The organism is Arenibacter latericius DSM 15913 (genome assembly GCF_000424985.1).
Classification (GTDB): Bacteria; Bacteroidota; Bacteroidia; order Flavobacteriales; family Flavobacteriaceae; genus Arenibacter; species Arenibacter latericius.
Map to the genome: position 1 here is coordinate 1 of NZ_AUKX01000035.1, position 21,112 is coordinate 21,112.

Genomic DNA, 21,112 nt, shown 5'->3' on the forward strand with positions numbered 1-21,112 from the left:
GAGGCTGTCTAAAAAGGCAGCCTCTTTTTTGTGCTTTATATTTTAAGAAAAGTACTGTTTTTCGTATCTTAAGGTATGAAAAGAAAAGTTGCATGGAAGACCAACAGTCAGGCACAATTGAGTCTTCTTCCACCCAGTTATGATGATCTTGTTCCAGAGCACCATCCTGTACGTATCGTCAACAACATTTTGGACCAGATAGATATTACCTCCATAGAAAGAACCTATAAAGGCGGTGGCACCTCAAGCTATCATCCTCGGGATTTGCTCAAAATCTTAGTCTACGCCTACCTTCGCAACTTGTATTCATCCCGTAAGATCGAACAGGCATTGGGCGAGAATGTTCATTTCATGTGGCTCAGTGGCTGTATCCGGCCTGACCATAATACCATCAGTAATTTTCGTTCAGGAAAACTCAAAGGAAAGTTCAAAAAGATCTTTAACCAAGTTGTCATTCTGCTGGCAGAACAAGGCTACTTGAGTTTAAAAGACATCTTTGTCGATGGCACCAAGATCGAGGCCAATGCCAATCGTTATACTTTTGTGTGGGGAAAGAGCATCAAGACCTCACGCACGCGTATTGAAAATCAACTCAAGAGTTTATGGAGATATGTAGAGACCGTATATGCAGAGGAAGAACAAATGCCTAACCAGCCGGATAACTTTAAAGCAATAGACCCTAATGAAGTATCACAAACGATCGATAAGATCAACAAGGCACTTCAAGGGAAGGATATTGATAAAAAAGTAAGGCAAAAACTCAATTACGCCAAGAAGAACTGGCCAAAGAATATTGCCAAGTACAATACCTACGAGCAACAAATGGGCGGACGCAACTCCATGAGCAAGACGGATCCCGACGCGACCTTTATGAGGATGAAAGAGGACCACATGCTAAATGGTCAGCTCAAACCTGGGTACAATCTACAAGCAGCCACCAATAATCAGTTTATAGCAAACTATACCCTTGCACGGACCACGACAGATACTACCACACTTATCGGGCATACCGAAGATTTTATAGCAGGTTATGGAAAACCACCTGAGACACTAACGGCCGATGCAGGCTATGGAAGCGATGAAAACTACACCTACCTCGAAGATAATAACATTGAGGCCTTTGTGAAATACAATTACTTCCACAAGGAACAGTTGGATGAAAAACGTAGTAAGCACAAAAAACCATTTGCAGCGAATAGGCTCTTTTACAATAATGAAACAGACACCTATTATTGCCCCATGGGACAGTCCATGGAAAACATAGGAAGCTATGTAAAAAAGACTGCTAATGGATACCAGCAAAAAATAAACAGATACCAGGCTAAAAACTGTACAGGCTGTCAGCTTAGAAGCCTGTGCCATAAATCTCAAGGCAATCGGATCGTTGAGAGAAACCACAAGCTGGTCAGACTTAAAGCAATGGCGAAACAAAAGTTACTAAGTCCAGAAGGTATTGCTCACAGAAAACAAAGATGTTGGGATGTGGAGGCAGTATTTGGCAACATAAAACACAATATGAACTTTAGAAGGTTTATGTTAAGAGGTCTGGATAAAGTAGAAACAGAAATAGGTCTAATTGCAATGGCGCACAACCTTAAAAAAGTGAGTTTAGCGATGTAAGAATCGCTTTGACTCATTTTAACTAGCCACTAATCACCTAATTAACAAACCAAGATCAAAATAATATCAGAAAAACCAAAAAATAAAAGGTCGCCTAAATAGTTTTTAGACGACCTCATCTAAATATAAATTTGTACAACTTAAAAACAGATTGAATTCTTTCTAAAGTGTTCCATGTTTGCCATGCCCCTGCGGCCATCGGACCAACCTTCCGAACCTTTTCTTTTCCCTACCCACATTTTACCCATCCACTAGGGGAGGATTCCTCCCGCAGTATTTCCCGACCGCCTCGGGGCCGCACCAAAGCACAAGGGGTGAAAAACCCCTTGCCCTTTTTAACCCTTGCTATGTAATCGACCTATTTAATCCTTTTTCCACCATCTTTTCGAATAGAATATAAGACCATATTAAACCAGGACTGGTCTTATATGGTCTCATATGGCTTTATATGGTTTCGAGGTGTAAAATGCTGGAAATAAGTTTTTTAGGTTGTGTTTTGATGTATTATATTTATATAGAAATATCCGTTTTTAACGGATAGCAAGTTATGTTTTGCGCTACGCAAAACTCCTACTTCTAGCGAAGTGAAAAGTTGCCCTCGGCAGTAATAAACAACAAAAAGATCATGATCGCACGACTCCTATATCGCAACAAAGTGCAAGGCGTACTGAAGTACGTACTGGAGAAACCGGAATCTACCATTCTTGGCTTCCACAATACCTATTCCGAAACGGATACCAATCTTAAGGTCTTCGAACAGGTGCTTGTCTTTTTGGGCTTTCGCCATGCCTCCGAAAAACGCTATGTACATGCAACCCTGAACCTTCCCCTTGGTGAACACCTGGACGATACTACCTTTTTGGCCCTTTCCAAAGCCTATATGGAATACATGGGCTATGGGGAACAGCCCTATATGGTGGTACGGCACCACGATACCGAGCACGAGCACGTGCACATTGTCTCCAGTACCATCAGGGAAGACTGTACCCAGATCAACCTATCCTTTGACTATAGAAGGAGCATGGCCGCCCAGAAATACTTGGAGAAAGAGTTTGGTCTTTCCCCCTCGCCAAATATGAAGACGGTCCGAGAGCTTCCCAAACTGGAAACGCCCCAGCTTAATCCCCAGGATGGTAACGGGGTGCGCTACTATATGCAGGACATTTTGAACAACACCCTGCAAAAGCATAAGGTGCGGAGTTTTGAGGAGCTTGGCAAACTACTGGAAAAGTACCATATCCAACTGAAGGTAGTGGAGCGTTCCGGTAGGGTAGGGGTGGCTTATGGCATTGCTACCAGGGAAGGGTACCGATCCCGTTTTATTGGCGGTTATACCGTACACCCCCAATTCTCCGGTCCCAAACTCCAACAGCTCTTCGAGCGTAATCAACAATCGGCCCTATTGCCCATGGTAAAAAAACGCTTGGAAAAGCAAGTGCGCACCACCTATAAATTATTCAGGACCCTTCGCCCCGAGCACCTCCCGGACATCCTAGGCGCCCATCAAAAGCTGGATTGTAGGCTAAACTACAGCGACCAGGGGCAGGTGATCGATTTCACCATCCATGATAAATCGGGCTATGTGCTGCGCAGCGATGAGATCGCCAGTGACCTTGGTATCCATGAGAACCCCGAATTCTTCCAAACCGAACACACCCAAATGTATATGGATAGCAGGCAATTGGAAATGGAGATCCAACGCTGCTTAAGGGAATCCTTCCAAAAGACCTATCGAGATTTAAGGTACAAGCCCCTGTTCTCGGAGCATATCCTGAAAACTCCTTTAGATGTTTTGGTTAGGGAAATGATGAAATCGGAGCGCTTTCTCTTCCTTAAGAAATACTTGCATACCGATAACCGGACCTTATGGAAGGTAATCGCCTCTCACTACTATCCTTTTAGTGAGAAGCTATATACTTCCGCCATTAATAATGAAAAAGAGCAGTTGCAAAAGAAGGCCGACCTTATCCAACGGGCCAGGGACCAGCTGTTCATCTATGCCCCGGACCAAAGGGAGGTCCTTGGTGCGCTTGTCCAAAGTCTGGGTGTACGATACAATGAGGGAACACTGACTTATGTGAATTCCAAGCTCCACCAAGTGCCGATCGATCTGGGCAACAACCTATTACAGACGAGTGCAAACCCAACTACCCCTCCTAGTTTTACACGTGAAAGTGAAAAGTTGTTGGAAGGGCTGCTGCACGGCAAATCCGCCAAAGAGATAAAACCGGGTCCCACCGCCCTATTTTTGCCCATGGTATTCCCGAAGCTCTATAACGCCATGGCCCCAACCTTTAGAGAGCGATTCGATACCTTGGCCCTACAGGCCTACCATCGGTATGCCGAACGGATGCAGGCGTCTTTTGAGAAATCGCCCAAGGACTATATCGCCTTTTTCAATGCCCGGGGCTTTTATTTTGAGGAGCAGGGTGGAAAACTCCGTATAGGCTCCATGTACTCCAAACATTCGGTAACGATCGCCCTTTCAACGAAAATGCAGGACTATTTACTATCGTTCCCTGAGCTGCCCAACGCTATGACCACACAGCCGCTCATCCTAAATCATATAATAGCCAAAGGACAGGACAATTTAAAAAGCCTTTGGATGGGCCATTTAATGGAACGCGGACTTTATAAACAAGCGGCGTATAGTTACGTATTGGAAGGTGTATTACCCAATTTGCCGTCCGAACTAGTGGAGCACCATATGGCAAACGGATTCAAGGAGGCCTTGGTGGCCGCTGCCACGGAGCGGGACCGTCAGGCACAGGCCAGGATACTCCGAGCAGGTTGGAATGCTCTAGATACGCTCATGGGCCCTACTTCTTATAAAGAGGAAGAAGCCTATAACGGATTTAAAGATGAGCTTACGGATTATTCTAAATACAAGGGGAGTTGGTTTTCGATGTAGATAGGTCTCATTATCGGCGTATAGAAAAATAGCATAATACCTGTTTAATCCCCAGTCAAATTTGGTAGTATAGAATAGGATGTGAAGTCCCATTTTATTAAGGAGTCAATAATCCCCAATCAAGTAATACGAATAAAACCAAATGGTTGATTGGAAAATTCAGATGGATTGAAGAACTTACGCCTCATGCGATTTAGGGACTAAATTAATTGGTAATAATATAAAATAGCTATGCTGTACATAATACCAACAAAAAAAGGAATGGGCGTGGAGCTCTGGGGGACTTATGAGGATTTAGATCGGTTATACGACTTGATCGGTAAATTTTGGAATGATGAAAATCAACTGTACGGTAAAGGCTATGAAAATAGGGGGAAACTTATTAGTAGTTTTTCCTATGAAATACGGAAAGCCTACAGCAATCAAAGGCTTCATAGGACTAAAAGTCACTTTTCTCCAGAAGAACAAGCTTACTACGGTACGCCATTATCCTGGGTGCATTTTCTGTTTTCCTTAACTGCTATTAAATATAATATGCGGTTTTACCAGACCAATAAGCTTGACGTTGCCACAATATTACAGATTGAATACTGGTTAGATCATGCAATGAATACGTATGACGAAGTTGGGGCTAAGGCCTTAATTGGCTTTATAGAGGATGGACTCTACGGTGGAAATGACCTCATATATCAATATATGAGGAGTATAAACCTAGATTACTTTTTGCTAGGTGGGGGTAAGCGGGCATTCCGAAAATTACCTACTCTTTTAAAACGGGGCACTTACTTTTCTTCGGAATATAATGAATATGCTAAGGTTTTGACAGATGAGGCCAAAAGGCTCGGATGTGAAGCCACCGATTTGGAAATTGATGATGACGATATCGATTATGCGGGTATCCAATGGTAGCACTTTATAATCAACCAGCTCAAAGGATTTTTCTGCCTTGCCGTTAAACCATATTTAAATTTTGATGTTTTGCTCTCACGGTGCAAACTAAAGTCGATCGGGATAATGACACTTCCGTTCCAATACCCTGCCACAAGTAGTTTGAAGCCTAGGTAATAGGTTTTTGATACATGGTTGTAAATCTTTGAGACCCCTTCAATGGTCTTCCCTGTTTCTGAAAGATCGGTATCATTGAACACTAAGCATCTTGTAGCGTCGGCCGAAGGCGTGACAAGTTCGTCCTTTAATAGGTATTGCTTTACGAACTGAGCTAAAAAAGCTCTCCAATTAATTTTTTGATTTGCTAAGATACGATAGTACGAATCTTTTCCATAAGGACTTAATTCCGTGTCTTTATGGGTCGCAAGCCCATGAGTTGAGTCAATCCCAATAAGTGGTAAAACTAAAAGTGTGGAGATCAAACTCTCGAATGAATACCCTGCTTTTTTACACCAACTGAACCGGCTTTTAATTTTATTGAACCCTAAAATGTTTAGATGCGCCTGTAAATATTCTGAACTGAGCCAAACCTTATTGAACTTCCCTTTTATTTTCTTGGACTTTTGCAATATCTTCGTGTTGTAGCATGTTTTGTACTTTGTGTGTCATAACTTAAAGATACAATAAAACCAAGGGATCCCCTTGGTTTTCATGCTATTTTTCTTCGTTTAAACCCCCTAAATAATGGGTGCGAAACTTGAGAAATGGATTTTGTTTCTGCTGGAAAATCACCCGTTACTAGGTCTTTGCATTTTAATGTTGCTCCAAGTTTATTTGGGCTAAAGTATGAGGTAGTAACAGCTAAGGTAAGAGTAACAGTATAATTTTTTTACATTTTACCTAAATGTAAAAAAGGGTGCTTTATGACAACTATCAATCCCTTGTTGCAAAAAAAGATGAATATTTTACAATAATAATTCTGTTAATGCAAATAAAGACATTATTTTGCATTAGTATTTTTTTTAAGCAAATGATAATAGAAAATAAAATGAAGTCTTTCAAATCTGGTACATACATCAATCAGGGTACATATAAAAGTTTTCAGCCCAATATTATAAATAAACAATGGATGTTGGACGATATGGAAATTATAGATTTACTTTCTAAAGCCGATAGGCACTTAGGACGTTTAGATATGTACAGTGAGCATATTCCAGATGTTGACTTGTTTATTAGTATGCACGTGCTTAAAGAGGCTACTCAAAGTAGTAAAATTGAGGGTACAGAAACCAATATGGAAGAGGCGCTATTAGATAAAGAAGATGTTAGCCGCGAAAAACGAGACGATTGGGAAGAAGTGCAAAACTATATAGAGGCAATGCAAAAAGCCATTAAGATGCTTGAAGAGATACCGTTTTCCAGTAGGTTAATAAGGCAAACTCATAAGATTTTATTACAAGGTGTAAGGGGTGAACATAAATTACCAGGCGAGTTCCGTACCAGCCAAAATTGGATTGGTGGGGCATCTATAAACGATGCGACTTTTATTCCCCCTATACACAATAGTATAGCAGATTTAATGAGCGATTTAGAAAAGTTTACGCATAACGAAGAGTTATTCTTTCCAGACCTCTTAAAAATTGGTATCATACATTATCAGTTTGAAACAATACACCCCTTTTTAGACGGAAATGGTCGTGTAGGCCGTTTACTAATTACGCTCTATTTAGTCAATAAAGAAATATTAAAAAAGCCAATTCTTTATTTATCAGATTTTTTCGAACGTAATAAAACCTTGTACTATGATAACTTAATGCGAGTGCGTACACACCACGATATCAAGCAATGGTTAAAATTCTTTTTAGTGGGTGTTATTGAAACCGCAAAAAAAGGAGTGAACACCTTCGATGAAATTTTAAAACTAAAAAAGAAGGTAGAAATTAATACGCAAACACTTGGTTCTCGCGCTACAAATGCTCAAAAAATAGTACAATACTTATTTAAACATCCAATGATTGATGTAGATAAGGTAGTTAAAATAACTGGTGTTTCTAAGCGAACAGCATATAACTTAATTGACGATTTAGAGCAATTAGAAATTATTAAAGAAATCACAGGAAGCAAAAGAGGTAAATTATATGTTTTCGATGCTTATTTAAAATTATTTAGATGAAGTAACCACGATAAAATCTGACAGTTAAGAATTATATTTAAAGAGTCAAAACAACAATTATTAATCCTTAAAACCGTCAGACGAACTCGTAGCTATAACAAACAACATTTTTTATACTTTTTCCCGCTGCCGCAGGGACAGGGCTCATTCCGTCCAATTTTCGGTTCCGCTATTATAGGCATTTGTGAGGAATGTAGAAAATCAAAGAAATCTTCTGGAGGACTACCCAATTCCTCCCTGTAGCCGGCCCAAGTATTTGTTATGATGTCGTAACGGTCTGCCATGGGCAGAATTTCATTTCTTTTATCTCGGGGGCATGGTTGTTCAAAGGCTTCAATCACTTCCTGCCAGTCCCCGCAAATACCCTGGGACACTAACCCCCGGTCAAATAACTGTTTTATTTCCGGCACTAATTCGGCACCATCGATATCGATTACATTGCATATCAACAGCGCTATCACATCGCTGTCAATCACATTATCCTCTAGGCTGCTGTCCAAGAAAAACTGTATGACCTCCCTGAACCAGGTCAAAACTTCATCGCGCCTTTCGGGATGGTGTAAGGCAAGCTGTTCCAATACATCCGTGATGGTAGTGCGGGCATAGGTGTCCAACCCGGGTGTATACATGAATTCTTTACATGCTTCCAGGTTATTGACGGCAATTTTGTAGATAGGTTCCCAAATTGCCGAAGTAAGAAAGTCACCTAAAAAGAGCTCGAAATATGCATCGGATTGGCTCAGAACATCCAAAATGACATCCAAGCTGTCGGTTGCCTGGAGTTCTCCCAATAGGTAAATGGCATGGATTACAAAATTCATCTCCTCCTCGTCCCATCCGTTTTCTTCAATGGATTTTATAAAATAGCCATAACGGGCAATACTATCGAGTAACACCATTTCAAGGTCATTGATAAGTGTGTCCTTGGGGAGCGAAAGTATTTTGTTCAATTTTTCTTCACCGATGTGGAGTCCATGGGTGTAGAGCCATTCTATTTCCTCGTGATGGAAAGCGGGAGCTTCTTGGGTAGGATAAATTTTTTGAGGACTAGTCGTTACCGATATTCTAGTTTTTTGTTCCTCTTCATACCGGGCTTGGCTTGCTTTTAACGAGGCCGTATAGAATCGTTTCCAGGCCATTTCTGTTTCTTCGGAATCAGGTGCCAGTTCTTGCATTAAATTGAGTCGGACCTCCGCTTGATCCAGGTCACCGATAGCGGAATAATAAAGGGTTGCGCATTTATAAAATGAAATGACCTCATTTATATGAAAGGTGTCGCGGTCTGGATAGAGCGATTGTATCTCCATGTTGGTGCCTAAAACTTCAGGCATTTTATCGTATTCCTGATTGAAGTAATATTCGCTTGCCAAGTTTAGCTTTCCGAATAGGTAATCGGGGTGTTCCGCAATAACCCACCTATTGGTCTCGTGCATCTTCTTGGTATCGTTCAGTTGGCCATACAGAACGGATAAATAATTTTTCAACTGAGGATTATTGGGATAGCGCTCTATAGCGTCCAGCAATTTTTGCACGCTCGATCTTTTTCCTTTTAACGCCAGTTTGTGAAACCATTCCAACTTGCGCGAAAGTTCAGGAGTAATTCCATTTTGTTTGTCCAACAAGTTTGGATCGGTGGTTATGTTGTAGTTTATTTCCATGTAGGGATGGTTGCGGGGTGTTGATTGACGATTTTATTTGCTCCCTTCAAATTACTAAGAGTCATTTTGATAATAAATATCAAATTTAGACTTTACTAACAATAATCAAAAACTTTTAGGAGGTATAAATCATGATTTTTTTTGGATCAAACACAACAACTGTCCGTGCTGCCTTAAATATATAAATCCCAGAAAAGAGACTAAATCTTAAAAAATGTTGTACATATGTTGTACAGTAGAAATAAAAAAAGGGCTTCAATCTCTTGAAACCCTTGTCTTTCCTAGTAGCGGGAACTGGACTCGAACCAGTGACCTTCGGGTTATGAGCCCGACGAGCTACCTACTGCTCTATCCCGCGATATGGGTTTCCAAAATAATCAACTTAGCTTTTAACTCTCAGTTCATAATGCTGACTGAATTATTTCGGACTGCAAAGATACACGCTTTTTACGATTACCCAAACTTATTTTGAATAAAATACTGAAAAAAATTCATTCAATGTTTAAGTGTCAGATTATCAAGACTTAAATGAAGGGGGTGTCTTTACGAATTTTGGTTGTGTGAAAATAGGGAACTTCACCAATCTGATATACTGTTATTGTGGTTTATGTGAAATAATGTTAGCTTTTAGTAAATCTTTTGTTTTAAAATGCAAAGTTGTGTTCCATCTTGTCAAATTCTTTATATTTTGTAGCGTTTTAAATAAAAAGTATATAAACTAATTAGCCCGACTATTTATGGATAACTATGGATTTCTCTCCATCTTGCCGCCCATCATTGCTATAATTCTTGCATTAAGAACGAAACAGGTTTACATAGCCTTGCTATTGGGAATCTGGTTTTCTTGGATAATAATCTATGATTGGAATTTTCTTACTGGTACCTTGGCAACCGTAGAAGGTCTTGTTAATGTTTTTAAATCCCCAGGGAATACAAGAACAATAATGTTTAGTGCGTTGGTTGGGGCATTACTTTTATTTATTCAGTATTCTAAGGGGGTAGAAGGCTTTATTAATGTGTTAAATAAAGTTATTCTCTATTTCGAAAAAAAACAAACTGGGTATAGTAGAGTGGTGGTGCAACTCATGGCCTTACTTACAGGTATATTGTTGTTTGTAGAAACTAGTATTAGTTCTTTAACGGTAGGAACGCTTTATAGGCCAGTGTTTGATAAGTTGAAGATCCCTAGGGAAAAACTTGCTTATATTGCCGATTCTAGTTCCGCTCCTTCTTCTATTTTAATTCCTTTTAATGCTTGGGGTGCTTTTATAATGGGATTATTGTTAGCGCAGGGGATAGAGGATCCCTTTGGAACTATGTTGTCTTCTATGGGGTATAATTTTTACCCAATCCTTGCAATATTATTCGTGTTTTTAGTGATTGTTTTTAATAAGGATATTGGTCCCATGGCCAAGGCTGAAAAGCGGACACGTGAAACGGGGAAATTAATGAATGATAATGCACAGCCAATGTTATCTAGTACGGTAACCTCCTTTGAATCTAAGGAAGGTATAAAGGCAAAAGCATATAATATGATTGTGCCATTGGCTACCATGGTTTTAATGATGCCTTTTTTTCTTACTTATACCGGATGGGATGCTGTCCCTGATGCTGACTCCTTTGGAGATCACGTATTTAAGGCTATTGGAAATGGATCAGGATCATCTTCCGTACTTTATTCTGTGCTAACAGCGATCCTAGTAGCAATGGTGCTGTATAGGTCTCAAGGGATTATGAGAATTAAGGAAATGGTAGAGTTGGTGTTAAAAGGAATTAGTGAACTTATGCCATTGGCCTTGTTAATGTTGTTAGCCTTCGCAATAGGCGATGCATCAAGCGAATTAGGAACTGGGGAGTTTGTGGCCAATTGGTCTAAAGAATGGCTGTCTCCTGCTTTTTTGCCGGCGATCATTTTTGTAATTAGTTCTTTTATTGCTTTTTCAACGGGAACATCCTGGGGTACTTTTGCAATTATGATGGCAATTGCAGTGCCTATGGCAGATATTCATGGGGTGCCATTGCCATTTGTTGTGGCTGCAACACTTGGAGGAGGGATATTTGGTGATCATTGTTCTCCTATTTCGGATACCTCTATTATATCATCTATGGCTTCTGGGAGCGATCATATAGATCATATTAATACGCAAATGCCCTACGCTTTAATTGGTGGGGTGATTACTGTGATACTATACGTTATTTTAGGGTTAATTATCATCTAGAACCAAGGATTCTATTACCTTTGTGTTAACGTAAATTAAAATTGAAGTATGTCTCATAAAGCTGGTTTTGTAAATATTATAGGAAATCCCAACGTAGGGAAATCTACCCTCATGAATGCTTTCGTGGGAGAAAAATTATCTATCATAACCTCTAAAGCACAAACTACCAGACACCGAATATTGGGTATTGTAAATGGGGAGGATTTTCAAATGGTTTTGTCTGATACCCCTGGGATTATAAAACCTGCCTATGAGCTGCAGTCTTCTATGATGGACTTTGTTAAATCGGCCTTTGAAGATGCAGATGTGTTGGTTTATATGGTTGAGATAGGGGAAAAGGCCTTAAAAGATGAGCGTTTTTTCGAGAAAATTAAAAATAGTACTATTCCTGTATTGTTATTGCTGAATAAAATTGATATCTCTGAACAAGGGGTGCTAGAAGAGCAGGTGCAATATTGGCAAGAGCTATTGCCTAATGCTGAAATTCACCCTATATCCGCATTGCAGAATTTTAATGTGACAGAAGTATTTCATAGGATCTTAGAATTATTGCCAGTGGGTCCAGCATATTACCCTAAAGATCAGCTAACGGATAAGCCAGAGCGTTTCTTTGTAAATGAGACTATTAGGGAGAAAATACTTCAGTTTTATAAGAAAGAAATCCCATACGCTGTTGAAATAGATACAGAGGAATTTTTTGAAGATGAAAAGATAATACGTATGCGCTCTGTAATTATGGTAGAACGTGATACCCAAAAAGGTATTATTATCGGTCATAAAGGTGCTGCTCTAAAGAGAGTGGGGATAGAGGCAAGGAAAGATTTAGAAAAATTCTTTGATAAGCAAGTTCACTTAGAATTATATGTGAAAGTGAATAAGAACTGGAGGAATGATCCTAATCAGCTGAAAAGATTTGGGTACAACAATTAAGTCTTTTATTTAGGTGTCTTTTGTATGAATGCCTATTCGTTGCATTAAATACTGGTGTAGTAACTGCATTTGGGGTTTGCCCTTTCTTTTACCTGCTCTGCCAAAAAAATACAATGCAATCCATATAATTACCATAAAGATCATAAGGCCAATTTGTAGTCCGTAGGGTTTCTCTAAGGCGTGACTAGAGTAGGCCCAAGTTCCTATAATTATAAAAAGGGTTGCCACTACAAAATGTATGAACATAAAAAATGTCCATAGGGTTGGGTTGGGGCCAAATAGACCGTAAACTATACTTCCGTCTTCTTCTTGGTCAACGATTTCAATTTGTAATTGTGGCGACCAGAAGTTAGATTCGCTCTTGTGGAATCTTATAAAAACATGATGGTCCGAGATCTTCGTTATAAATGGATGCTCCTCCGAATTTTTAAACAATTCCAAAATAAAGTTGGCGTTTTTATTCAGTATGAGTTGAAACCTAGGGCGTAAGACAATAGTGTTGGGGAGGGCCATCGTAGAAGGAAACTATTAATAAAGGAGAAAAGATACTGTTTTTACCTCAATTATTAATAGTACTTTTGCATCAAATTTAAGTATATGAGTGCTATAGTTGCCATTGTAGGAAGGCCTAATGTGGGTAAGTCCACTTTTTTTAACCGTCTTATTCAGAGAAGAGAGGCCATTGTTGATGCCGTGAGTGGCGTTACACGCGATCGCCATTACGGGAAGAGTGATTGGAACGGAGTAGAGTTTTCAGTGATTGATACTGGAGGATATGTATTGGGAAGTGATGATGTTTTTGAAAAAGAAATAGATAAACAAGTAGAATTAGCTATAGATGAGGCCGATGCCATAGTATTTATGGTGGATGTAGAGTCGGGACTAACTGGTATGGATGAGGATGTAGCCAAGCTGATGCGACGGGTAGATAAGCCGGTGTTTCTAGTGGTAAATAAAGTGGATAACGCCAAGAGAGCTCAAGAGGCAGTGGAGTTTTATTCACTTGGTCTTGGAGAGTATTATACCATTTCTAGTATCAACGGTAGTGGTACTGGAGACCTTCTGGATGCGTTGGTTAAAGAATTGCCGGAAAGAACTAAGCAGCCAGACGACTTACCTCGCTTTGCGGTGGTGGGTAGGCCAAACGCAGGGAAATCCTCGTTTATAAACGCCCTTATTGGAGAAGAAAGATATATCGTTACAGACGTTGCCGGAACCACTAGGGATAGTATCGATACTAAATACAACCGTTTTGGATTTGAGTTTAACCTGGTAGATACCGCTGGTATTAGGCGTAAGTCTAAGGTGCGCGAAGATTTGGAGTTTTACTCTGTAATGCGTTCCGTAAGGGCTATTGAGCATTCTGATGTTTGTATCCTTATGCTTGATGCTACACGTGGTTTTGATGGGCAGGTAGAGAATATCTTTTGGCTGGCCCAGCGTAATAATAAGGGAATCGTTATTCTTGTGAACAAGTGGGACCTTGTAGAAAATAAGGAAACCAATACTATTAAGGCGTATACTCAGAAAATAAAAGAAGCCATCTCCCCTTTTGTAGATGTACCAATCCTTTTTATATCTGTACTTACTAAGCAACGTATATTTAAGGCAATTGAGACGGCAGTTAAGGTCTATGAGAATCGCTCTAAAAAAGTAGCTACTAGAAAGCTTAATGATGTGATGCTGCCTTTAATAGAGAATTATCCGCCACCAGCGTATAAGGATAAGTATGTGAAAATTAAATTTTGTACGCAATTGCCTACTCCTTATCCTCAATTTGCTTTTTTCTGTAATTTACCGCAATATGTAAGGGATCCTTACAAGCGATTTTTAGAAAATAAGCTGAGGGAGAATTTCGACTTTACTGGAGTACCAGTATCGGTATTTATGAGGAAAAAGTAAAAACATTTTTTGGATTAGAGACTCCCCGTCTCTAATCTATTAAAGTTCTGTTAACCATTTGGGGTTTCTTGGGTGTTGGGTTATTTTTGGTCGTTTGTGAAAACGTCAATAATTCAACGCCAACTTACCAAATGTATAAATTAGTTTTATCTACTCTTCTTGCCTTTTTATTTCTTCAATTTTCTTATTCTCAAGACTTTATACTAAGCGGTAAAGTTGTGGATGCTATAGATGATACGCCTTTGGAGGCCTCTACCATTTATGCGGAATCTATTAAAGATAGTACCTTAATTTCTTATACCATTTCCAATCAAAAGGGAGAATTTGAACTGGAAGGTAAAACCCATTTAAAGGATGTAAAGCTGTTTGTAACCTACAATGGCTATAAGTCTTTGGTGATGGAGGTTAAGCTAAAGGAAAATGTTGACTTGGGGAAGGTGAAATTGGAGGTGCAGGCCGAAGAATTAGATGAGGTGCGTCTTGTAGGGCACAGAATACCAATTGCCATAAAAAAAGATACCCTTGAGTTTAATGCCGATTCTTTTAAAACTAGGCCCGATGCCACGGTAGAAGATGTATTGAAGAAATTACCTGGGGTAGAAGTAGATTCGGACGGTAAAATTACTGTGAACGGAAAAGAAGTAGACCGAGTGCTAGTTAATGGGCAAGTGTTTTTTAGTAATGACCCTAAGGTGGCTACTAAGAGCTTGCCTAAAGAAATTATCAGTAAAATTCAAATATCCGATACCAAAACAAAAAAGGAGGAATTTACTGGAGATGATGCAGATGGAGAGAATAAAACCATTAACCTAACCATTAAAAAAGATAAGAACAAAGGGTATATGGGGCGCGCCGCTGCAGGTTATGGTACAGATGACAGGTATCAGCTTAGTGGACTACTCAATTATTTTAACGATACAAAACGCGTAAGTTTTATTGGGGGTGCTAATAACATTAACAATTCTGGTTTCTCATACGATGAGATTTATGATATGGTGGGGAATTCTGGGGCTAGGGGTTCTAGCCTTCTGAATAATTTTGGGAACGGGATTACTACTTCCTCTAATTTGGGAGCTAGTTATGCGAATGCAAAAAAAGGAAAATATAAGATAGACGGTAATTACTTTTTTGCATACAGTGATTCTTATAATGATCAGAAGACCAATAGGGAAAATATTCTACCAGATCGAAGGTATTTTACTGAGAATGTATCCAATTTTGTTGGGTCAACAAACTCTAATAAAGGGTCGGCGAATTTGGAATTTGATCTTGATGAAACCCTTAGGATATCTGTACAGCCTAATATGAGTGTCAATTGGAATAACTCCAATAATAGAAATAATACAATAAGTAAGAATGAAGATGGGGAGCTGATAAACTCTAATGAACGAGTGTCTATAAGCGACGACTATCAGAGGAATTTCTCCAATAGGGTTAGCCTCATGAAAAAACTAGATACCATTGGTACTATCTTAAGTTTTTCTTTCTCTAATAATAATTCTGAAAATAAAAGTACCTCTAGCTTAAACTCAGTCCGAGAAATTTATGGTGATAATGCCAGTTTAGAAATCTTGGATCAATTATCGGAAGTGAATAATAGGCGCGATTCTTATGAGTTAGAAGCTTCCTATAGACAACCCTTGGGCAATAAAGTGTTTGTTAATATAGGATACCAGTTTTCTCATGATAAAAGGGGAGATAATATAGAGGTAATGGATTACGACGATAATACTAATGGTTACAATCTCTTTAATGAAACGTTGAGTTCCGATTTTAATTTTACCAACCAACAACAAACCCCTTCATTAGGAATCCAGAGTCAAGGTGAGAAGCTTAATTTTAGAATTAGTGCTAATTATGTCTTTACAGACCTTACGAATACGGATTATTTAAGGGACAGTAACTTTTCCAATTCTTATGAAAATATAACATTTAACGGCAATATAAATTATTCATTAGGAAAAAATAAGAGATTATCACTGAGGTATAATTCTAGATTGAATATCCCTAATGTAAATCAGTTGCAGCCAGTACCCAACGTAAATAATCCGCTAAATGTTGTAATCGGTAATCCAAACTTGCAACCTGGTTTAAACCACCGTATTAGTTTTAATTATAATAATTATAATTGGAGAGAACGCAGTGGTGTTTACGTGTATTCTGGATTTAACATTCAAGATGATTGGGTTTCTGCTGTAACAACCACAGATGAAGACTTCTTAAGAACTACTAGGTTTACCAATGTAAACGGAAATTATAATGGCTATGGAGGCTTTGGTTATTCCAAAGAGATTAAGAAAGATAGTTTATATACCTTTAGAATAAACGTAAGGCCTGGTGTTAGTATTAATCAACGCGTTAGTTTTAGTAATGGAGTAGAGCTTAAAGGGAAAAGTTATAGTTTTTCTCCTTTTGTATCTACGACGTATAATTATAAAGAGCTCTTAGAAATAGAACCTGGGTACGGTATTTCCCTAAATAAGACTAAATACAACCTAGACCGTTTAGAGGATATTACCTATACCTCTCAAAACGCTACGTTAAGGGTAACAAGTTATTGGCCTAAGAATTTAATTTGGGGTAATGATTTACGATATAGTTATAATGATAATGTGGGGCCAGGATTTAAAAAGGATGCTTTATTCTGGAATATGAGCCTAGGTCTTCAGGTATTAAAGGAGAAGGGTACAATAAAAATATTAGCATATGACCTGTTAGATCAGAATATAAATACCCGTAGAACAACTGGGGAAGATTTTATTCAAGATTACCAGGGTACTATGCTAAAACGCTATTTTATGGCTAGTTTTAGCTATAAGTTTGATCAATTCGGAGGGAAGAGAGAAAGTCGTGGGAGACGATTCTAAGCCTTATATCTCTTTCTGTTTAATTGACTCGTTTGTGAGTGTTGTAGCGGTATAGCTTTGCTTTACTGCTAGTATATGTTCTTAAATCTCTAGTGTAAATCATACTGAATTATCGGGATAGTTGTCTTGTATAATGGTGTTGATCTAATGCCAATATGGCGAATAGTTTTCTAGATTAAATTCCTTTGAAGTAGGTATCTTGAACAGAATCTTGTAACTTTAAAGTACTTCTGTCTGTAAATAAACACGATATGGCTTCTAAAAATCCTGTGGTTTGGTTTGAAATATATGTAAGCGAAATGGAAAGAGCCCAAGCCTTCTATGAGGCTGTTTTGGGAATTCAATGTAGCAAGCTTCCCATGCCCGATGAGATTCAAGGTAATATGATGATGGCGGCATTCCCAATGAATATGAATGGCCCTGGAGCAAGTGGTGCCTTAGTTAAAATGGATGGTTTTAATGCTGGTGGGAATAGTACTATCGTGTATTTTCATTGTGATGATTGCGCTGTGGAAGAGAGTAGGGTAGAAAAGGCTGGGGGTAAAGTTTTTGAAACCAAACATTCCATTGGGGAATATGGATTTATATCCTTGGCTTATGATACAGAGGGTAATATGTTTGGGCTACACTCCATGTTATAAAATCAAAAAGCTATTTTCTAATAAGGGTGCTATTTGTAATTACCAGCTAGAAGAGGGGTGTTGCAAGTAGGTTAGCGAGTTATATTCTTTAGTAATATTTAGGGGTGTTTAAATTAAGAAGACCTCTTACCAACTGCCTCCTGCACCACCTCCGCCGAAACCACCACCAAAGCCGCCACCACCGCCAAATCCTCCTCCAGAGGAGCCGGTTCTACGTCCGCTACGTCCCATATTACTTAGAATGATCATATCCCAAATATCTAGTCCTGAGGATCTTCCGCCGCCCTTTCCACCGTTATTGCCTCTATTTCCTCTTTTGGAAAGAATAATCATAAAAACAATGAATATAATAATGGGTAGCACTGAAGAAAACGGAGGTCCTTGTGATTCGCCAAGCTTGCGTTCCTCTTTATACTTACCGCTTAAAACTTTAATTATGGCATCGCTACCCTTATTTAACCCCGCGTAGTAATCGTTCTTTTTAAACTCGGGTATAATTATGTTTCTAGTTATACTCCCTACAGTGCCAGCGGTAAGTCTATCTTCTACACCATAACCCGGGGATATCCAAATATTGCGTTCTTTTTCAGCTAATAAGATAAAAACACCGTTGTCCTTATCTGCTTGTCCAATTCCCCACTTATGAGCCCATCTAGGGGTTAGTAATCCAATGTTTTCCCCGTTTATAGTGTTCACTATAGCAATAACTATTTGCGTTGAAGTGGAATCTGCATATGCAAGAAGCTTGGTTTTTAACGCTTGTTCTTCTGCAGGGGATAACAGTTTAGCGTAATCATAAACACTGGTAGGTGTTTTAGGTACTTCGGGAATATCGAACTGTGCGAAAATGCTAGTGCAACACGCTATAAGAATCCAGGATAAAAGTGTTCTTTTAAACATTAATTTGTGTTTTACCCTTTTGAAATTTCATCAGAAAGTTCATTAGTATCATCTTTAGCCCATGGGAAATGCGTTTTAAGCTCTTTGCCAGCAAGTAAAATACCTTCTGTTAGTCCTTGTTTAAACCTTTTTTCTTTAAAATGGGAGATTATAAGGTTTTTGGTAGTGTCCCAGAAATTTTCTGGAACTACTTGGTCTATCCCTTTTCCTCCACAGATTGCAAATGTGTGATCTTTTGCGGCTATATAAATTAACACGCCATTGTCATTCTTAGTATTATCCATTTTTAAAAGATGGAATACCTCTTTGGCGCGTTCTAATGGGTCTTTCCCGTGTCCATTCTCAATGTGCACACGTATTTCCCCAGAAGTGTTTCGTTCAGCTATGCGAATAGCTTCAACAACTTCCTGTTCTTCTATAGCGGTTAATAAATTTTCACATGCAGACATTTTTGCTTCTTTTTAAAAATCAAATTCAACGTCTACAGGTTTTTCGGCACCTGGCTCTGAATCAAAATAAGGTTTATTATCAAACCCTAACCAACCGGCTAAAATAGAATTTGGGAACGTTTTTACGTGGGTGTTGTATGGTTTTATCGCCTCGTTAAATCGTGTTCTATTGGTTTGTATGGTGTTTTCTGTGCTAGTAAGCTCATCCTGGAGTTTTAAAAAGTTTTGGTTTGCTTTTAACTCTGGATATCTTTCCACGGTTACTAGAAGTCTAGACAGTGCACTGCTTAATCCACCCTGTGCTTGGTTAAACTCTTGTAATTGTTCCGCAGTGATATTAGAGGGGTCAATCGTGGTTTGGGTGGCTTTGGAACGAGCTTCTATAACCTCTGTAAGAGTATTACGCTCAAAATCAGCGGCGCCTTGTACCGTTTTAACAAGATTCCCAATGAGGTCGTTACGGCGTTGGTATGCTGTTTGTACATTACCCCAAGCCTCACTTACATTTTCATTTAATTTTACAGCGGTATTATTAAAGCCTACGCCCCAACGGTAGAACCCAAAAGCAATAATTACAATAACAATAACGGGGATTAACCATTTTTTCATAAGTATTATTTTTTATAAAGGTTAGTGTTTATAGTTGATTTTTAATTCTGATCAATTCGGCTTTTACCTTTTCTAATTTTTGAATGACATCAAAAGTACTTAAGGTTTTAAGTCGGTTTTCCTTTAATTGGATTTTTGCTCCCTCTAGTGTAAAGCCTCGTTGCTTTACCAAATGATAAATTAATTGAAGGTTTTTAATGTCCTCGGGAGTGAACTTCCTATTCCCCTTAGCATTTTTTTTGGGTTTAAGCACATCAAACTCCTTTTCCCAAAAGCGAATAAGGGAGGTGTTAACCTTAAAGGCTTTGGCAACTTCGCCTATTCCGTAATATCTTTTTTCAGGGAGATCTATATGCATTAATCTAAAGATTGATTTTCTTGTGTAGCATATTTCAGCATATTTTCAAATTCTTCAGCGCTTAAACTTCCGTAGTAGAAATTAATCGGGTTTATACGTTGATTGTCTTTCCATACCTCATAATGTAAGTGAGGTGCTTCCGATCTTCCTGTATTTCCTACAAAACCAATGAGGTCTCCTCGCTCTACTTTTTGCCCCTTTTTTACGTTGTACTGACTTAGATGGGCGTATAAGGTCATATAACCATAACCGTGATCTATCCTAATATGTTTTCCATATCCAGAAGAATTATTATCTGCTCTTTCTATTCTACCATCTCCGGAGGCATAGATGGGAGTGCCTTTTGGTGAGGTGAAATCCATTCCCCAATGCATCTTACGAGCCTTGGTAAAGGGGTCTGTACGCCATCCGTAACCTGAAGCCATTCTAGTAAGGTCTTCATTTTTTATTGGCTGTATGGCAGGAATTGCCGCTAGAAGCTTTTCTTTTTCTTCTGCTAATTTGGTAATCTCGTCTAAGGACTTCGATTGGATTACCATTTGTTTTTGTATAATTTCTAATCGCTTAGTACTCGCTATAATCATTTCGGAGTTATTATAACCCTCAAGTGATTTATATCGGTTTACGCCACCAAATCCAACTCTTCTTTGCTCTTCCGGTATCGGATTAGCTTCAAAATATAACCTATAAAGATTATTGTCCCTTTCTTCGATATTGCTCAAAACCTGCTCTATCTGAGTCATTTTTCTGTTGAGAATTTCAAACTGAAGCTCGTAATTCTTAAGTTCTCGCTGTAATGAAAGCTCATGCGGGGTATTAATTAGATTGGTATTTAATAGAAATATCAATCCTAAAAAACCAAAAAGTAAAGAGCCTAAAAAAAAGAAGGCTATATTTCTATACTTTTTCGCTTTTTTGGGTTCTATCTTTCGATAAGATAGGGTGTCCGGGTCGTAATAATATTTTACCTTAGACATGTATGTAATT

The 21,112-nt window shown here is 38.8% G+C and carries 16 protein-coding genes, 1 tRNA gene and 1 pseudogene; 9 read left to right on the plus strand and 9 right to left on the minus strand.

Translation table 11 applies throughout. The annotated features are described in order from the left end of the window. Nucleotides 1-75 precede the first annotated feature (75 nt). The 3 genes from H344_RS0111340 to H344_RS0111355 all read left to right on the plus strand — a co-directional run bounded on the left by H344_RS0111340 (nt 76) and on the right by H344_RS0111355 (nt 5,440). A complete protein-coding gene (locus H344_RS0111340) occupies nt 76-1,620 on the plus strand; it encodes an IS1182 family transposase (RefSeq protein WP_026809899.1) in 1,545 nt (514 codons plus the stop codon). 772 nt (nt 1,621-2,392) lie between these two features. Beyond that, nucleotides 2,393-4,531, plus strand: coding sequence for a relaxase/mobilization nuclease domain-containing protein (locus H344_RS0111350; protein ID WP_169514961.1), 2,139 nt, complete (start codon nt 2,393-2,395; stop codon nt 4,529-4,531). Between the two features lie 231 nt (nt 4,532-4,762). Then, nucleotides 4,763-5,440: a DUF6904 family protein gene (locus H344_RS0111355; protein ID WP_026810438.1), complete on the plus strand. Its 678-nt coding sequence runs from the start codon at nt 4,763-4,765 to the stop codon at nt 5,438-5,440. 29 nt (nt 5,441-5,469) lie between these two features. Here the strand turns inward: H344_RS0111355 and H344_RS0111360 are convergent. Then, a pseudogene (locus H344_RS0111360) lies at nt 5,470-6,067 on the minus strand (IS4 family transposase); the annotation flags it as partial. 337 nt (nt 6,068-6,404) lie between these two features. Between H344_RS0111360 and H344_RS0111370 the strand changes: the two are divergent. Continuing rightward, a complete protein-coding gene (locus H344_RS0111370) occupies nt 6,405-7,592 on the plus strand; it encodes a Fic family protein (RefSeq protein ID WP_240484974.1) in 1,188 nt (395 codons plus the stop codon). A gap of 92 nt (nt 7,593-7,684) precedes the next feature. On the opposite strand, the gene H344_RS22355 is transcribed toward H344_RS0111370, so the two are convergent. Continuing rightward, the gene (locus H344_RS22355; protein ID WP_026810441.1) at nt 7,685-9,250 is read right to left on the minus strand and encodes a DUF1186 domain-containing protein; all 1,566 of its coding nucleotides are present in this window, start codon (nt 9,248-9,250) and stop codon (nt 7,685-7,687) included. Between the two features lie 285 nt (nt 9,251-9,535). After that, nucleotides 9,536-9,608, minus strand: a tRNA-Met gene (locus H344_RS0111380). A gap of 379 nt (nt 9,609-9,987) precedes the next feature. Here H344_RS0111380 and H344_RS0111385 point away from each other — a divergent pair. Next, nucleotides 9,988-11,469 carry a Na+/H+ antiporter NhaC family protein gene (locus tag H344_RS0111385; RefSeq protein ID WP_026810442.1) on the plus strand — a complete coding sequence of 494 codons (1,482 nt, stop codon included), beginning with the start codon at nt 9,988-9,990 and terminating at the stop codon, nt 11,467-11,469. 48 nt (nt 11,470-11,517) lie between these two features. Further along, complete coding sequence (gene era / locus H344_RS0111390; protein WP_026810443.1) at nt 11,518-12,399, plus strand: GTPase Era; 882 nt, start codon at nt 11,518-11,520, stop codon at nt 12,397-12,399. 9 nt (nt 12,400-12,408) lie between these two features. On the opposite strand, the gene H344_RS0111395 is transcribed toward era, so the two are convergent. Further along, nucleotides 12,409-12,840 carry a GTP-binding protein gene (locus H344_RS0111395; protein ID WP_240484975.1) on the minus strand — a complete coding sequence of 144 codons (432 nt, stop codon included), beginning with the start codon at nt 12,838-12,840 and terminating at the stop codon, nt 12,409-12,411. Nucleotides 12,841-12,996: 156 nt separating this feature from the next. On the opposite strand from H344_RS0111395, the gene der reads away from it, so the two are divergent. From der to H344_RS0111410, 3 genes are all read left to right on the plus strand, one after another. Next, complete coding sequence (gene der / locus H344_RS0111400) at nt 12,997-14,301, plus strand: ribosome biogenesis GTPase Der (protein ID WP_026810445.1); 1,305 nt, start codon at nt 12,997-12,999, stop codon at nt 14,299-14,301. A gap of 131 nt (nt 14,302-14,432) precedes the next feature. Next, the gene (locus H344_RS0111405) at nt 14,433-17,168 is read left to right on the plus strand and encodes an outer membrane beta-barrel protein (protein WP_026810446.1); all 2,736 of its coding nucleotides are present in this window, start codon (nt 14,433-14,435) and stop codon (nt 17,166-17,168) included. A gap of 251 nt (nt 17,169-17,419) precedes the next feature. Then, nucleotides 17,420-17,809 (plus strand): VOC family protein, encoded by a 390-nt coding sequence (locus tag H344_RS0111410; RefSeq protein WP_026810447.1) that lies wholly within the window; start codon nt 17,420-17,422, stop codon nt 17,807-17,809. Between the two features lie 126 nt (nt 17,810-17,935). On the opposite strand, the gene H344_RS0111415 is transcribed toward H344_RS0111410, so the two are convergent. Genes H344_RS0111415 through H344_RS0111435 form a run of 5 tightly spaced genes read right to left on the minus strand, consistent with a single transcriptional unit; the run spans nt 17,936 to nt 21,102 of the window. Beyond that, on the minus strand, nt 17,936-18,709 hold the full coding sequence (locus H344_RS0111415; RefSeq protein ID WP_026810448.1) for a TPM domain-containing protein: 774 nt from the start codon (nt 18,707-18,709) through the stop codon (nt 17,936-17,938). An 11-nt stretch (nt 18,710-18,720) separates the two neighbouring features. Then, entirely contained in the window at nt 18,721-19,158 is a 438-nt protein-coding gene (locus tag H344_RS0111420; RefSeq protein WP_026810449.1) for a TPM domain-containing protein, read from the minus strand. 12 nt (nt 19,159-19,170) lie between these two features. Continuing rightward, entirely contained in the window at nt 19,171-19,767 is a 597-nt protein-coding gene (locus tag H344_RS0111425) for a LemA family protein (RefSeq protein WP_026810450.1), read from the minus strand. Between the two features lie 28 nt (nt 19,768-19,795). Continuing rightward, nucleotides 19,796-20,125 (minus strand): MerR family transcriptional regulator, encoded by a 330-nt coding sequence (locus H344_RS0111430; RefSeq protein WP_026810451.1) that lies wholly within the window; start codon nt 20,123-20,125, stop codon nt 19,796-19,798. Further along, nucleotides 20,125-21,102 (minus strand): M23 family metallopeptidase, encoded by a 978-nt coding sequence (locus tag H344_RS0111435; RefSeq protein ID WP_026810452.1) that lies wholly within the window; start codon nt 21,100-21,102, stop codon nt 20,125-20,127. Before H344_RS0111435 ends, H344_RS0111430 begins: the two co-directional genes overlap by 1 nt. Between the last annotated feature and the right edge of the window lie 10 nt (nt 21,103-21,112).